The sequence below is a fragment of the Acinetobacter portensis genome, from assembly GCF_010646905.1.
Classification (GTDB): domain Bacteria; phylum Pseudomonadota; class Gammaproteobacteria; order Pseudomonadales; family Moraxellaceae; genus Acinetobacter; species Acinetobacter portensis.
In genome coordinates, this window is sequence record NZ_JAAARQ010000002.1 from 541,751 (window position 1) to 557,203 (window position 15,453).

Annotated in this window: 13 protein-coding genes and 1 pseudogene; 1 reads left to right on the forward strand and 13 read right to left on the reverse strand. The window is 37.1% G+C overall.

The features are described from left to right. Positions 1 to 112 precede the first annotated feature (112 nt). Positions 113 to 838: a class II aldolase and adducin N-terminal domain-containing protein gene (locus GTK57_RS02465; protein ID WP_163121156.1), complete on the forward strand. Its 726-nt coding sequence runs from the start codon at positions 113 to 115 to the stop codon at positions 836 to 838. A 90-nt stretch (positions 839 to 928) separates the two neighbouring features. Here the strand turns inward: GTK57_RS02465 and GTK57_RS02470 are convergent, their stop codons facing one another. The 13 genes and pseudogenes from GTK57_RS02470 to hutU all read right to left on the reverse strand — a co-directional run bounded on the left by GTK57_RS02470 (position 929) and on the right by hutU (position 15,302). Beyond that, a complete protein-coding gene (locus GTK57_RS02470) occupies positions 929 to 1,798 on the reverse strand; it encodes a phytanoyl-CoA dioxygenase family protein (protein ID WP_152874080.1) in 870 nt (289 codons plus the stop codon). Positions 1,799 to 1,822: 24 nt separating this feature from the next. Continuing rightward, positions 1,823 to 2,659 carry an ABC transporter substrate-binding protein gene (locus GTK57_RS02475; RefSeq protein WP_152874081.1) on the reverse strand — a complete coding sequence of 279 codons (837 nt, stop codon included), beginning with the start codon at positions 2,657 to 2,659 and terminating at the stop codon, positions 1,823 to 1,825. Between the two features lie 180 nt (positions 2,660 to 2,839). Continuing rightward, positions 2,840 to 3,601 carry an amino acid ABC transporter ATP-binding protein gene (locus GTK57_RS14860; RefSeq protein ID WP_456236765.1) on the reverse strand — a complete coding sequence of 254 codons (762 nt, stop codon included), beginning with the start codon at positions 3,599 to 3,601 and terminating at the stop codon, positions 2,840 to 2,842. Between the two features lie 96 nt (positions 3,602 to 3,697). Then, positions 3,698 to 4,348: pseudogene (locus GTK57_RS14865) on the reverse strand (amino acid ABC transporter permease); the annotation flags it as partial. Positions 4,349 to 4,600: 252 nt separating this feature from the next. Next, on the reverse strand, positions 4,601 to 5,737 hold the full coding sequence (gene argE / locus GTK57_RS02485; RefSeq protein WP_163121160.1) for an acetylornithine deacetylase: 1,137 nt from the start codon (positions 5,735 to 5,737) through the stop codon (positions 4,601 to 4,603). A 4-nt stretch (positions 5,738 to 5,741) separates the two neighbouring features. Then, positions 5,742 to 6,722, reverse strand: a complete 981-nt coding sequence (locus GTK57_RS02490) for a LysR family transcriptional regulator (RefSeq protein WP_163121162.1) — start codon at positions 6,720 to 6,722, stop codon at positions 5,742 to 5,744. A gap of 32 nt (positions 6,723 to 6,754) precedes the next feature. Next, on the reverse strand, positions 6,755 to 7,426 hold the full coding sequence (locus GTK57_RS02495; RefSeq protein ID WP_152874084.1) for a DUF1028 domain-containing protein: 672 nt from the start codon (positions 7,424 to 7,426) through the stop codon (positions 6,755 to 6,757). A 23-nt stretch (positions 7,427 to 7,449) separates the two neighbouring features. Continuing rightward, positions 7,450 to 7,863, reverse strand: coding sequence for a RidA family protein (locus GTK57_RS02500; RefSeq protein ID WP_163121164.1), 414 nt, complete (start codon positions 7,861 to 7,863; stop codon positions 7,450 to 7,452). A gap of 347 nt (positions 7,864 to 8,210) precedes the next feature. Further along, entirely contained in the window at positions 8,211 to 9,137 is a 927-nt protein-coding gene (hutG, locus tag GTK57_RS02505) for a formimidoylglutamase (RefSeq protein WP_163121166.1), read from the reverse strand. Between the two features lie 47 nt (positions 9,138 to 9,184). Beyond that, positions 9,185 to 10,390 (reverse strand): imidazolonepropionase, encoded by a 1,206-nt coding sequence (hutI, locus tag GTK57_RS02510; protein ID WP_163121168.1) that lies wholly within the window; start codon positions 10,388 to 10,390, stop codon positions 9,185 to 9,187. 48 nt (positions 10,391 to 10,438) lie between these two features. Then, positions 10,439 to 11,851, reverse strand: a complete 1,413-nt coding sequence (locus tag GTK57_RS02515) for an amino acid permease (protein WP_163121170.1) — start codon at positions 11,849 to 11,851, stop codon at positions 10,439 to 10,441. Between the two features lie 152 nt (positions 11,852 to 12,003). Continuing rightward, complete coding sequence (hutH, locus tag GTK57_RS02520) at positions 12,004 to 13,545, reverse strand: histidine ammonia-lyase (protein ID WP_152874089.1); 1,542 nt, start codon at positions 13,543 to 13,545, stop codon at positions 12,004 to 12,006. An 86-nt stretch (positions 13,546 to 13,631) separates the two neighbouring features. Beyond that, complete coding sequence (gene hutU / locus GTK57_RS02525; RefSeq protein WP_171522153.1) at positions 13,632 to 15,302, reverse strand: urocanate hydratase; 1,671 nt, start codon at positions 15,300 to 15,302, stop codon at positions 13,632 to 13,634. Positions 15,303 to 15,453 lie beyond the last annotated feature (151 nt).

Sequence of the window (15,453 nt, forward strand, 5' to 3'; positions counted from 1 at the left end):
GTTTTTTTCATAAAGTAATTTTGAATTTCCGTGCTAGTAATCTTAAAAAAGCGATGCAAACAAATAGCTAAAACAATTTAGAATTTTTATAAATTCCAATGAGATAACTTAAATGAAAAGTGAATCACAAACACGCATAGATTTAGCTGCAGCGCTTCGTTTAAGTGCAAAATTAGGTATGCATGAAGCCGTTGCAAACCACTTTAGTGCAGCAGTTTCGGAAGATGGGAAATCATTTTTATTGAACCCTAAATGGGTGCATTTTTCGAAGGTGAAAGCCAGTGACTTAATTTTGGTTCATGCCGATGATTCTGCAAGTTTCGAGAAAGGAAAAATTGATTCAACGGCTTGGGCTATTCATGGACAAATCCACAAATTACGTCCAGACATTAAAGTTCTTATGCATTTACACCCTATTTACGCCACTGCACTTTCTTGTTTAAAAAATCCAACTTTACTACCTATTGAACAAAACAGCGCACGCTATTTCAATCGTGTTTCTTACGATTCGAACTATAGCGGAATGGCAGATCAGCTTGCAGAAGGTCAGCGTTTAGCAGCTTTATTAAAAGATAATACTCGCCTATTGATGGGCAATCATGGCGTGCTGATTGGTTCACATGATATTGGTATTGCTTTTGATGATATGTACACTTTTGAACGTGCTAGCCAAATTTTAATAAATGCCTATTCAACAGGACAAACCTTGAATATTCTAGGTGATGATGTTGCTGAGAAAACTGCTCAAGATTGGGTAAAAATTGAAGATTTCAGCATTGCACATTTTGAAGAAATGAAAGATATTTTAGCCCAAGAAGACCCAAGTTTTATGGATTAATCTATTAATTTTTTTCATTCGATTAACGTATAAAAAAGAGCTTCAATTGAAGCTCTTTTTCTTTATTTACTTTTTGTTGATCTACATTGGTTAAGCCATTTCTAAACCAGCTTGTTGCACAAAGAAAGATGCACCTTTGGGTTTTTGTGGAAGTCTTAATTGATTTTCAGACATACGCACTTGACCACTTTCCACGCCATACACCAATTGTCCTTGATGTACGCTTGGTAATGGGTTATCTGACAATGCAACAGCATCTTCAGCAGCATAAACCGTAATAAATAAATAACGTGGCAGCTCTGTATTATTCGCACCCGATGCATGAAGTAAGCGTGTATGCATAAAGCAAACGGAACCCTCAGAACCTACACATGATACATATTTTTGGCACTTTTCAGCCTCTACTGTATCTTCTACTTTTCCTGTGAATCGTCCATCTTGCCAATGGTTGTACAACTCACCTTTATGACTACCCGGAATCACTTGTAAAGGACCATTTTCAGCAGTCACCTCTCCCACCATGAGCAATGCAGTAATCATGTCGTCATTGGTATGTGGTGTGAATGGAAAGTCTTGATGCCATTTTACAGTTGTTGCCGTATGCGGTAGTTTTGCATTCACTTTACTGTGATGAAAACGTGTTCCACTTCCACCAATAAGCTGACCTGCCATTTCCGCCATACTTGAGTGAATCGCTGTTTCAAAATAAGCATCTGAAATTTCTGTTGGAGAACTTACACGTCTTAATGATGGATGATCGGCACTATGGTCTGTTGGATCGACATCAAAGCGTGAACGACCATCAATTGTTTCGCCATATGCTTCTGTATAATCACGGCTTTCATCTACCCAAGATTCAAGTTGAGCTCTTAAGCCTAATAATTCATCTTGGCTTAAAACATTTTCAACAACTAAAAAACCATCTTTATGAAATTGATCTATTTGTGTTTGGTTTAACATTTTAGTTTCCTTATCACTTCATCATTATTTATTCATCACAGCTTTAATGTCTTCATCTGTTGGTGCTTTTAAACCATAAGAAGCCAAGATTTTTTCGAAATCACCCGATGCTTTAATTTTGTTAATGCCATCTTCAATTAGTTTATACGTCGCAGTATCACCTTTACGAATACCAATTCCCCCTACAGTTGGGAAAAATTCTTCAGTAGATGTGATTTTGACTTTTCCAGCTAAATGACTTTCTGCGGCTTTAAGCACAGCCGCATCGTCATATTGAATTTCTACAGCATGAGCAAGCAATGCTTGTGTTGTTTGTGGTGATGTTTCAAATTCACGAATGGTCATTGCAGGTTTCCCTTGAGCAACACAACGTTCTTTTGAAATTTCTTGTACTTGTGCAGAAAATGCCGTGCCTTTCATTGCACCAACTGTGCGACCACATAAATCGTTTGGTCCTTTTGGATCTAGCTTAGAATCGCTCAATACCAACAATGAAATATCCGTTTTGTAGTATGGGATCATGTCAATTTGTTCAAGACGTTCTTTGGTGATGTACATCGAGGAAAATAAAATATCGAATTTCTCACCTTTCAAACCTGGAATTAAGTTTGCCCAACGGGTGTCAATCCATTCAGGTTTATACGTGCCATCAACTTCCGCAATTTTTTCCATAATTTCAACGCTGACACCACTAGGTACACCATCTTTTAAAAACTCATACGGTGGAAATGTTAAGTCTGAACCTACAGTTACAGATTTTTTAGCAGTTGATTCGGTTGAAGCTGTTTCATCTTTTTTTGCACAAGCTGTTAAGAATAAGCTACCAACAAGAGCACCGACTAAAATTGATTTATTTTTCATTACATTTCCCCAAAGTTAAGTATTCATTTATTCTGTAATTAAAATATAGATGATTATTTTTAATAATCCGATTAGGATTTTTTAATGCAAAGCTTTATAAAAATAAAAATTATCCAAAGTACATCTTTATGAATATAAAAAAGCAGCCAAAATAGCTGCTTTTATTAAATATAGTTTTCATTACTCTTTCGAAATAAATCTTTGGAAACGTTCATTTTCTGATTTTTCCAATATTTCTGGAGCATCATTTAAAATAACATGACCACCTTCCATAAATACCACACGATCTGAAACTTTAAATGCAAAACGCATTTCATGTGTCACAATAATCATTGTTAAACCTTCACTTGCTAGCTCTTCAATAACTTTAAGTACTTCATTTACAAGCTCAGGATCGAGTGCCGAAGTTGGCTCATCAAATAAAATAATGGATGGTTGCATTGCCAAAGCACGGGCAATTGCAACACGTTGTTGTTGACCACCCGAAAGTTGATGCGGATATTTATTCGCATGTTGCTTCATGCCTACTTTTTCAAGCATCGCAAGTGCTGTAATTTTGCTGTCTAATACTGTTCCTAAGTTGTGGTACAAAGGCGCAAGCATCACGTTTTCTAAAATTGTTTTATGCGGAAATAAATTAAAGCTTTGGAAAACCATTCCCACGTGAATAATCTGCTTTTTGTATTCAGGTGAATGTTCTGTAATTTCCTGATCTTTTAAAAACGGTTGCCCCAATAAATTTACAGTTCCTTTATTTAAAGTTTCTAAACCATTTAAAGTACGAATAAGTGTTGTTTTTCCTGAACCTGATGGCCCAATAATTGAAATGACTTCGCCCCATTTTACTTTTAAGTCTATGCCTTTAAGAACTTCTTGATTACCGTAAGATTTATGAATATCAATTGCTTCTAGCGCATACTTTCCAGCTTGATCTGTTGAAATTTCTTTACGTGCGCGTACCGATGCAATAGGAAGTTGATTCAATGGATCATTGTCTTCTAACAACCCGGGCTTACGGTTGGTAATATCAATCTTTCTTTCAAACCAACCCAGTAACCAACCAAATAAAGTCACAATTAAAACATAGTAAAACGCAACTGCAAGCATCGTTTCCATAACCAAAAAGTTTTGCGTATATAGGCGTTGTCCTACTAATAAAATTTCAGTTAAAGAAATAACAGAGACTAAAGATGTTAATTTCACAATTGAAACATATTCGTTTCCAAGTGCAGGTAATGCCACCCGAAATGCTTGTGGAATAACAATTAAACACTGAATACCTGAGTATTTAATGCCTAATGCTTTACCTGCTTCAATTTGACCTTTATGAATTGCAGTTAAACCACCACGGTGAATTTCTGCAATATAAGCTGCCTCACTTAAAGTCATGGCAAGTAAACCCGCAATAAAAGGTGATGCTAAAACAATGCTCGATGCAGGGAAAATTTGTGGCAAATTATAGGTAAATACAAGTAAAACCAATAAAGGTAAGCTTCTAAAAAACCAAATATATAAATCACTTGCCCATGCTACAGCTTTGAATTTGGATTGTTTTGCAAATGCCAAGATAAACCCCAACACAATGCCAATCACCCAGACTAAAACACTAAGCTCAATTACTGTCCACGTTGCAAGCCAAAAACTTTTATGTGAAAACAAACTGAATGTGTATGCCCAATTAAAATCCATTCAAAACCTCACTTACATGATTCTTATCTCTTCCCTTTGTTATATCGGAATTTATATAAATAAGTAATTTTGAAAAATTGAGTCATTAATATTGTTTTTTTTAAGCAATAAAAAAGACCAATATAATAATTGATCTTTAATTTATTAAATAAAAATGCATTAAAATAATGCATAAATTAATTTATTTAAAAAAATATTTTTAAATATTTATACACATAAATTAATTAATATACAAATATTATTTTAAAATAATCATACTTGCAAACTCATTAATATCTTTTCTAAGAAAATATCACATTGATTCAGCTGATCTACCGTAACATACTCATTGGGTTTATGTGCTACAGCAATATCACCCGGCCCACAAACCACCACAGGACAATTCAGCGCACCTTGCAACAAACCACCTTCAGTACCAAAAGAAATATTTCCAACAGATGTGCTTTCAGGTAATAGTTTCTGAATAAATTGAACAGCCTCAATGGTTGAAGATGTTTTTAATCCCGGATACTGATTAACCTCTTCCACATCAATATGAACTTGAAAATCTTGTTTAATATTTTCAATAATTTTCTGCTGAATATCTAAGCTATTATCTTGTGCTAAATGTCGAATTTCATAATCTACAACACATGAATTAGGCACAATATTTAATGCCGTTCCACCTGCAATTTTTCCTACATGTACCGTGGTGTAAGGAATGTCATAGCCTAAATCTTGTTGACCTTGTTCCCTTAAATATTGCTGAACATTTTGTAAAGATTCCACCAATTTACTTGCTACATGAATCGCATTAACATAATTCGGTGCTAAAGCAGAATGCCCTTCTTCCCCACAACATTGTGCTCGAAATACAGTTTTTCCTTTATGTGCCAATGCAAGTTGCATCATTGTTGGTTCACCAATGACACACATAATTGGAGAAATAAGCGTTGATGCGAGTTGATCTAGAATTCCACGTACACCAATGCAGCCAATCTCTTCATCATAAGAAATACATAAATGCAGCGGTCTTTTTAATTCTAGTTTAGAAGCTTTTAGCATTGTGATCACGGCACAGGCTAAAAAGCCTTTCATATCTGCTGTGCCACGTCCATAAATATTGCCATTTTTGTGAGTTGCTTCAAAAGCTGGTGTATCCCACTGTTGCCCTTCAACAGGAACAACATCTGAATGCCCCGATAAAATAATTCCTGCTTGATCTAACGGTCCAATACTTGCCAGTAAATTTGCTTTGTTTTTTTCAGCATTAAAATTCAATTCGACTTGAATGCTATTTTGCTCGAATAATTCTTTAATAAATAAAATGAAATCTAAATTGCTCTTATATGATGTGGTATCGAATGCTATAAGTTTAGACAAGAGAGCAATACTATTAAAATCGTTCATAAATTTAAGCCTCCTCCACAACACGCTTCATACGAACATGCGGATCAAAGAAATGCGCATCTCCCATTCCAGGGATATATTGATTAGATAAAAATGCACGACAACGACTAATAAATGCTTGAGAAACCGTATTTAACGTTGCATTTTTAGCAGTCGCTAAACCTATTTTCATAGGACGATGCTCACCTGCAAGACGCAAACGTACAAGGCGCTTTCCATCTAAAGAATAATTATTTTTTGGTCGTACATTTAAAATGGTATATCCCAAATTATTAGCAACCATTGAACGCACAACATCAACATGACGAGATGAATGTGCCACTTTTGGGCTTAATTTATGATTTCGGAATAAAGAAATAAAATAATCATTACTAAATGGCATATCGAGTAATACCATTGGATGTTCTGCTAGCTCTTCTAAAGTCACCGCAACATTTTTCGCTAAGGGATGTGCTTCACTTACAAGAACATGCGCAGGCAAAACAGCTAAAGATTCAAAATTGATAAGATCTTGGTCAATATTTAAATCGTAAGTTAAAACAACATCTAACTCATTTCGAACCAAGCTATTGAGTAAAACTTGCTGATCATCTTCGCATAATTCTAAATTGACACTTTTATATAAATTCGTAAAACCATGAATAATTTCTGCATAAATCATCGGTGAAAATGCAGTAAAACATCCAAGCTTTAATGGACCACGAATTGATCCTGAAAAATCTGCTGCTAAAGAATATAAATTCCCAGCCTGACTTAAAATATATTTACATTCTTGCATCACTTTTTCGCCAATTGCCGTAACACTTAACCCCTTAGCATGTTGGCGAATAAATAACTGAACCTGCAATTCAGATTCTATATGTGCAATTGCTGCTGAAATAGATGGCGAAGAAACGTGAATTTTCTCCGAAGCAATAATGATGCTACCGCTTTCTGCAGTAGCAACGAAATATTGCATTTGACGTAATGATATTCTGTTTAGCACTGTTGCATCCTTGATAAGCGCTTGATGAAGAATTATTCACTACCTGGTACACCATAGCTTGGAGAGCCTGATGGATTGAGCGCACGAACAACATAATCTTCAACTTGCGGTTCATAAACTTTCCAAAGTTGATATAAATCTTCAATTGGAGTTTCAGACCAATCAACTCGTAAATTAATGACAGGCCATTCCAGTTTATCGACAACTAAAAGACCTGCAGAATGAACTGGACCCGCTTCCCCACCTACGGCTAAACCTGCTTGTAGCGCAATCATCAAACGTTCAGCCAAACTTCCAGTTGCTTGATGAAAAGCATCTACCATTGCTTTTGGAACATCTTCATTTTCAAGAAGATTTCCTGCACCAACAGCATGCTCTCCTACGCACTGAGAATGAACACCTAATGTATACTCGCCACTAAATGCAGCAGGTTTTTCATCAGAATTGATCACAGATAGCTGACGATACTCAATAAAGTCAGTATTTTTGACCAATTCTGCAATAGATTCTTCTGGAGCCAGATCATACTTGGTCATATCTAGCAAAATGTTTGCCAAGTATGGATCTGTAATGTTCTGAGATGTAGCAACTCCCACTCCTGCTTTGGCTTGAATGCACCGTGCTGCAACAGCTGGAGAGGAAGAACTAATAGCTCCTCCAAATTGCCCCGTTTTATTGCAACGAGCAATAATTGAAAATGTCATAGGCAGTTTCCTTTTTTATTTAGTTAGTCTGGGATGACTGCTGTTGCATCAATTTCGACCAACCACTCAGGTCGAGCAAGTGCAGATACGACAATTCCTGTTGAAACTGGGAATACACCTTTAAGCCATTTACCTACAACACGGTAAACATCTTCACGGTAGCGAGGATCAATAATATAAATGGTGATTTTGCAAATATCTTCTAACTCGCCACCCGCTTCTTCGAGTAACATTTTGATGTTGTACATCGCTTGTTCGGCTTGACCTGCAACATCGCCAATGCACACGCTTTCTGAAGTATCTAGGTTTTGACCAATTTGACCACGTAAAAATACCGTACTACCACGAGCAACAACGGCTTGGCATAAATCGTTATCTAAGTTTTGTTCTGGATAAGTTGCTTTTGTATTGAATGTTCTAATGCGTGTATGTTTCATTTGAGATGTTCCTCTGTTCGGTACAATCTCAGTATGAATTAAAGATGAATTAAGGCAATTTCCCTTTTCCGTGTCATTAATTCATCTTTTCCTTATTAGTTTTTTCTTGGTAGTTCTATTTATAATATTTCATTAAATCGCTGTTTACATCTGAATATTTGGATACGAAAAGTTTACTCTACTGAAGCAACCAATCTAAGAAACTGATCAATATAAATTCATTAAATTATAGTCAAATACATTTTTTATTCAAAATGCATGATTTAAAAAGCCACTTCAAAGCGTAGCTTTTTAAAATAGTTTCCACTTATAAATAACTAAATCAATTGACAATTACTCATCCAATACTACAAATCATGCGAAATAAAGTTATAAACTATATATGCTGCTAGTTTTGCTGTTCGTTGATCTTGGTCAAAATTAGGATTGCACTCGGCAATATCTAACAACCTCACTTTTCCACTGTTTTGAATATGAGCAATAAGCAAATCGAATATTCTTAACTCAATGCCTTTAACAGCAGGAGCACTTACACCCGGCGCAATTGAAGCAGAAAAAACATCTAAATCGACAGTAACGTAAAGTACATCAACCTGTTTCATAAAAGAATCAATCTTTAATAATAAAGATTCTAAATTTTGACGTTCAACTTCATCATCAAAAATATATTGGCAATTCAAATCATTGGCCGTATTAAATAGCTTTTTAGTATTGGAATGTCTAGCAACGCCAATGCACAAATAATGAAATTCTTGATGATGCTGTTGTGAAAGTTGAGCTGCCTGTAAAAATGGTGTACCTGATGTCGCTTGACTGTCTTCACGCAAATCTAAATGTGCATCAAAATTAATAATCCCGATTTTTTGCTCAGTATTGTTTTTTTGAAGATGTTGAAATAACCCACTAAAACTACCAAATGCAACTTCATGTCCACCGCCCAAAACAATGGGTTTCATCCCTTGTTGCAAGGCTAAATCAACTTGATCTGCTAACTTTGACTGTGCTTGTTCTAAATTATTATCAATACAAGCTATTGTTCCCATATCGGTTATAGAAACAGGTGTATGAACGGGTAAATTCGCCAATTGTTTTCGTATTAAATCGGGTGCTTGCGCGGCCCCTATACGCCCCTGATTACGTCGTACACCTTCATCAGAACTAAAACCAATCAGCGCGAATTTAGCATGTTGTGATTGATTCATCACATGATACATTCTTAAATGTTCATCACCATTACCATCATGGCGACCATTCCATTGATATACATTATTCACGGTCATTCCCTTTCATATTGGTTTTCACTTATTGATTAAATATTGATTTAAAATTTTATGATTTGACCTTTTTGAATCACTTTTTTATTTAAATCTCCACCCAACCAATATGTAATTTCAGATGGATGTTCTATATCCCATGCAACAAAATCTGCAATTTTGCCAACTTCTAAGCTTCCATGACTTTGTTGCAAACCAAGTGCATAAGCCGCATGGATTGTGACACTCGCTAAAGTTTGTTCGGGTGTTAAACCAAATAATGTACTTCCCATATTCATCATTAAGCGAAGTGAAAGTACGGGTGATGTTCCGGGGTTTAAATCACTTGATAAGGCAATTTTCACACCATGATTGAGTAAGCTTTGAATAGGTGGATATTGTTTTTCACGCAACATATAAAAAGCACCGGGTAAAAGCACAGCAACCGTTCCTGACTTTGCCATGGCTACAACATCATCTTCAGTCATATATTCCAGATGATCTGCCGATAGTGCATGGTACTTTGCCGCTAAGCTCGATCCACCTAAAGAGGAAAGCTGTTCCGCATGTAGCTTTATTGGTAAGTTTAAGGCTTGCGCCACTTTAAAAACTCGCTCAACCTGTGCCGGTGAAAATGCCAAATGCTCACAAAATGCATCTACAGCATCTACTAGTTTTTCTTCATTGAGTTTTGGAAGCATTTCCTCGCAAATATAATCAATATATTCATCTGCTCGTCCCTGAAATTCTGGAGGCAGAGCGTGTGCAGCCAAACATGTGCTTTTTACTGTGAGTGGTAAAGTTTCCGCTAATCGTTTGATGACCTTGAGCATTTTACGTTCATTTTCAAAATCTAGACCGTATCCAGATTTAATTTCAATGGTCGTAACACCTTCTCGGCTAAAATTCTGCACACGTTTTAATGCTGAATTATATAATTCTTCTTCTGTTGCTTTACGTGTCGCATTTACAGTACTTGCAATTCCACCACCATTTTTAGCAATTTCTGCATAACTTAGACCTTGTAAACGCTGTTCAAATTCAACGCTTCGGTTGCCACCAAATACACTATGTGTATGACTATCAATTAAACCGGGTGTCACCCATGCACCATTTAAATCAATAGTTTCATCACATTGAATATTCGGAAGATTTTTTTCTTCGCCAATCCAATAAATGGCTTCATCTTCAGTAATGATTGCAGCACTTTCAATGCATGAATATTGTGCATTTTCCATGGTTGCAATATGGCAGTTTATCCAAAGTTTTTTCATTCTTTCGCCTCCATTCGCTCAAAACCTATGTTTTGAGCGAAGCTTAATTTAGTGATTGTCTTCGGATTTAGATTCGGCTGAATGAAGATTTTTTAACCTTTTTTCTTGAGGTTTAATCTTAATATAATAAGCAACACATAAGATTGCCAACCAAACACCACCTACGTAAATTGCGGGACGTGAGTCAGGGAAATATCCAATCATTGCCAAAATGAACAGCATAAAAACTATTGCAAATGCAGGTGCAAATGGCCAGCCTATGACAGGAAAATCAAGCTGCTTAATTTCTTCTTTCGATAATTTCCGTCGCATTCCTACTTGAGCAAGCAAAATCATGAGCCAGACCCAAACTGTAGCAAAGGTCGCAATTGATGCAATAATCAGGAAAATATTTTCTGGTATGAGATAGTTCAGTACAACTCCAATTAAAAGCACTGCCGCCATAACAACAACCGTCATCCATGGCACACCATTTTTAGAAACTTTAGTGAATACCTTTGGTGCTTGACCTTCTTTAGCCATACCATAGAGCATACGACCTGCTCCAAAAACATCACTATTAATTGCAGAAATTGCCGCAGAAATGACCACAATATTTAAAATGGTTGCTGCCGAACTTATCCCTAAACTCTCAAAAATTTGTACAAATGGACTGCCTTGTGTACCAATTTGATTCCAAGGAAAAATTGCCATTAACACAAATATAGTCAGTACATAAAATAATAAAATACGAACTGGCACTGCATTAATTGCTTTAGGAATTGAAGTTTTTGGATCTTTAGATTCACCTGCAGTAATACCAATAATTTCAATACCACCAAAAGCAAATACAACTACAGATAAACAAGCAACTAAACCCGCAATACCATTTGGCATGAAACCATCATAAATCCATAAGTTTTGTATGCCTGAAACAATTGTGCCGTGGTCTGAATTAAATCCAAAAATCATTAAGCCAAAGCCACCTAAAATCATGGCAACAATTGCGCTCACTTTTAATATAGATAACCAAAACTCTAATTCACCAAAGACTTTTACGTGTATTAAGTTAATTGCCCCTAGAAATAAAATGAGGGATAAAATCCAAATCCATCTTGGGACATCTGGATACCAAAATCCCATGTAAATCCCGAAGGCTGTCACATCTGCCAATGCAACAATGACCATTTCAAAAACATAAGTCCATCCCGTTGTGAAACCAGCAAGAGGACTTATATATTTACTTGCATAATGACTAAATGACCCTGATACAGGGTTGTGTACTGACATTTCGCCTAATGCACGCATCACAATATATATGGCAATACCCGCGACTACATAAGCAATAAGTACAGATGGTCCTGCCATTTGTATTGCTGTCGCCGAACCATAAAATAAACCTGTGCCAATTGCAGAACCTAGAGCAAGAAAGCGAATATGACGGGTATTTAAGCCACGTTGTAATGTGGAATCCTGTGACATTTTCATCTCCAATCCATGAGGTAGATTTTTATTTACTTAGGCCACATCATGTGGCCCTGTGTTGTATCATCATTGATTCAACTTTTTGTATGTAACCTTGTATTAAATTTGCTGTGTTATTTGTTCCATACAGGTTCTAGCTCTACATAAAATTATGTTGAGCTTGTTAAACTTGGAAGCAATGGATGAATCACCAAACTATTTAAACGACCACTTGCTAATAATTCACTCGCTCGCTCAATATCAGGTGAGAAGAAACGATCTTCACTATAGAAAGTCACTTCATCTCTTAGGATTTTTCTTGCCGTTTCTAGCTTAGGCGAAGTTTTTAAACCTTTGCGGAAATCTAAACCCTGACATGCACTTAGCCATTCGATAGCAAGTACACCACGCACGTTTTCTGCCATCGCCCACAGTCGTTTCCCAGCATTTGGTGCCATAGATACATGATCTTCTTGGTTTGCTGAAGTTGGCAGACTATCCACACTTGCAGGATGAGCGAGTGCTTTGTTATCACTTGCAAGCGCTGCCGCAGTTACCTGAGCAATCATAAAGCCTGAGTTAATTCCACCATTATCAACAAGAAATGCAGGAAGCTGTGACATATGTCTGTCCATCATCATAGAAATACGACGTTCAGAGAGTGATCCAATTTCTGCAATTGCCAAGGCTAAGTTATCTGCTGCCATTGCAACGGGTTCTGCATGGAAGTTACCACCTGAGATAACATCACCTTCTTTAGCAAATACCAAAGGATTATCCGAAACTGCATTTGATTCGATTCTCAAAACTTCAGCAGCTTGGCGAATTTGTGTTAAACATGCCCCCATAACTTGAGGCTGACAACGAAGTGAGTAAGGGTCTTGAACTTTGCTACAATTTTCATGTGATAAGCTAATTTCGCTACGTTCGCCTAATAAATCACGATATGCCGCAGCAACATCAATTTGACCAATTTGACCTCGCACAGCATGTACACGTGCATCAAATGGTGAACGAGAACCCAACATCGCCTCTACGCTCAAACCACCACAAACTGTTGCACCTGCAAACAAATCTTCTGCTTCAAATAAGCCTCGTAATGCATAAGCTGTCGAAACTTGAGTACCATTTAAAAGTGCTAAACCCTCTTTCGCAGCTAAAGAGATAGGTTCTAAACCTGCAATTTTTAAAGCGTCTTTCGCAGCTAACCATTGACCTTTATAACGTGCTTTGCTTTCACCAAGTAATACAAGCGACATATGTGCTAATGGCGCTAAATCTCCCGATGCACCAACAGATCCTTTTAATGGGATATGCGGATATACTTCTGCATTAATTAAAGCAAGTATTGCTTCAATTACCTTTAAACGAATGCCTGAAAAACCACGTGCCAAGCTATTTGCTTTTAACAACATAATTAATCGAACCATACTGTCATCTAATGCTTCACCCACTCCTGCTGCATGAGAAAGTACAAGCGAACGTTGTAATTGTTCTAAATCTTCAGGTGCAATTTTTGTTGATGCAAGTAAACCAAAACCTGTGTTAATACCATAAGCTGTGCGCCCTTCGTTCACAATTTTTTCCACACAGGCTACGCTCTCTTGAATTGCAGGAATTGCTTGCGCATCAAGTTTGACTTTAATTGGGTTAAAAAATGCATGACGAAGTTCAGTTAATTGAAGCTGACCTGGTTGTAGAAGAAGTTCCATTTATCTATTCCTATTACTTATTATTTACTGCACCATCGTGCTAGCTATTAAAAAAACATAGCTTGAGCAAGATAGAATTCCAATTTCTATTCGCCAGTAATCATTGGCAAATTTAACCCTTGCTCTTTTGCACATTCAATTGCGATGTCGTAACCTGCATCGGCATGACGCATAACACCTGTCGCAGGATCATTGGTTAACACTCTGGCAATACGAGCTGCTGCTTCATCTGTGCCATCACAAACAATGACTACACCTGAATGTTGTGAGAAGCCCATTCCAACACCACCACCATGATGCAAAGAAACCCAAGTTGCACCGCCCGCAGTATTCAATAGCGCATTAAGCAATGGCCAATCTGATACTGCATCTGAACCATCTTGCATGGCTTCTGTTTCTCGGTTTGGACTAGACACTGAGCCTGAATCTAGATGATCACGTCCAATGACAACAGGTGCAGACAATTCGCCTGAACGTACCATTTCATTGAATGCCAAACCTAATTTTGCGCGATACCCTAAACCCATCCAACAAATACGTGCAGGTAAACCTTGGAAACTAATACGCTCACGAGCCATATCTAACCAACGATGTAAATGTTCATCATCAGGGATAAGTTCTTTCACTTTTGCATCAGTTTTATAAATATCTTCAGGATCACCTGACAGTGCTACCCAACGGAATGGTCCAATACCACGACAGAATAATGGACGGATATAAGCAGGAACGAAGCCTGGGAAATCAAAGGCTTTTTCAATACCTTCTTCCAATGCCATTTGACGGATATTATTTCCATAATCAAATGTAGGCACGCCCATTTTTTGGAAATCCAACATTGCTTGAACATGTAAAGCCATCGATTTTTTTGCAGCGCTTACCACAACTTCAGGCTCTTTTTCTGCGCGTTCTCTGTACTCTTCCCAAGTCCATCCTACGGGTAAATAACCATTGAGTGGATCATGTGCACTTGTCTGATCTGTGACCATATCTGGACGAATACCACGACGAACCAATTCAGCTAATATTTCAGCCGCATTGCCATGAAGTGCAATAGAGATTGCTTTACCTGCTTTTGTATAACGCTCAATTCGAGCCAATGCATCATCTAAATCCGTTGCTTGCTCATCGACATAACGTGTACGTAAACGGAAATCGATACTGGTTTGTTGGCATTCAATATTAAGTGAACAAGCACCTGCAAGCGTTGCAGCAAGAGGTTGTGCGCCTCCCATTCCACCTAAACCAGCAGTTAAGATCCATCGACCTGTTAAATTACCGTTGTAATGCTGACGTCCTGCTTCAACAAAAGTTTCGTAAGTGCCTTGTACAATGCCTTGACTACCAATATAAATCCAAGATCCTGCGGTCATTTGACCGTACATTGCCAAACCTTTAGCATCGAGCTCATTGAAATGTTTCCAATTTGCCCAATGTGGTACTAAATTCGAGTTTGCAATAAGTACGCGTGGTGAATCTTTGTGAGTTTTAAAAACACCAACAGGCTTGCCAGATTGCACTAGAAGCGTTTCGTCATCTTCTAATTTTTTTAAACTTTCAACAATTTTGTCGTAGCATTCCCAGTTACGAGCTGCACGACCAATACCACCATAAACCACTAATTCTTTTGGATTTTCAGCGACATCAGGATCTAAATTATTCATTAACATCCGTAGTGGAGCTTCAGTTAACCAACTTTTTGCATTTAGAGATTTTCCACGTGGTGCTCGAATTTCCACATCACGAAATTTTGTTGTTATCACTGCTGGACTCCTTCCATTGAACATTCTTTTATTGTGATTGTATTTAGCCAAAGTTGTATGCACATGCACCAACTTGTATATACATGTATACATAATAAGCAGCAATTTATGCGTTTGAAAAGCACTTTATTTAAAAAAACTTAAAATT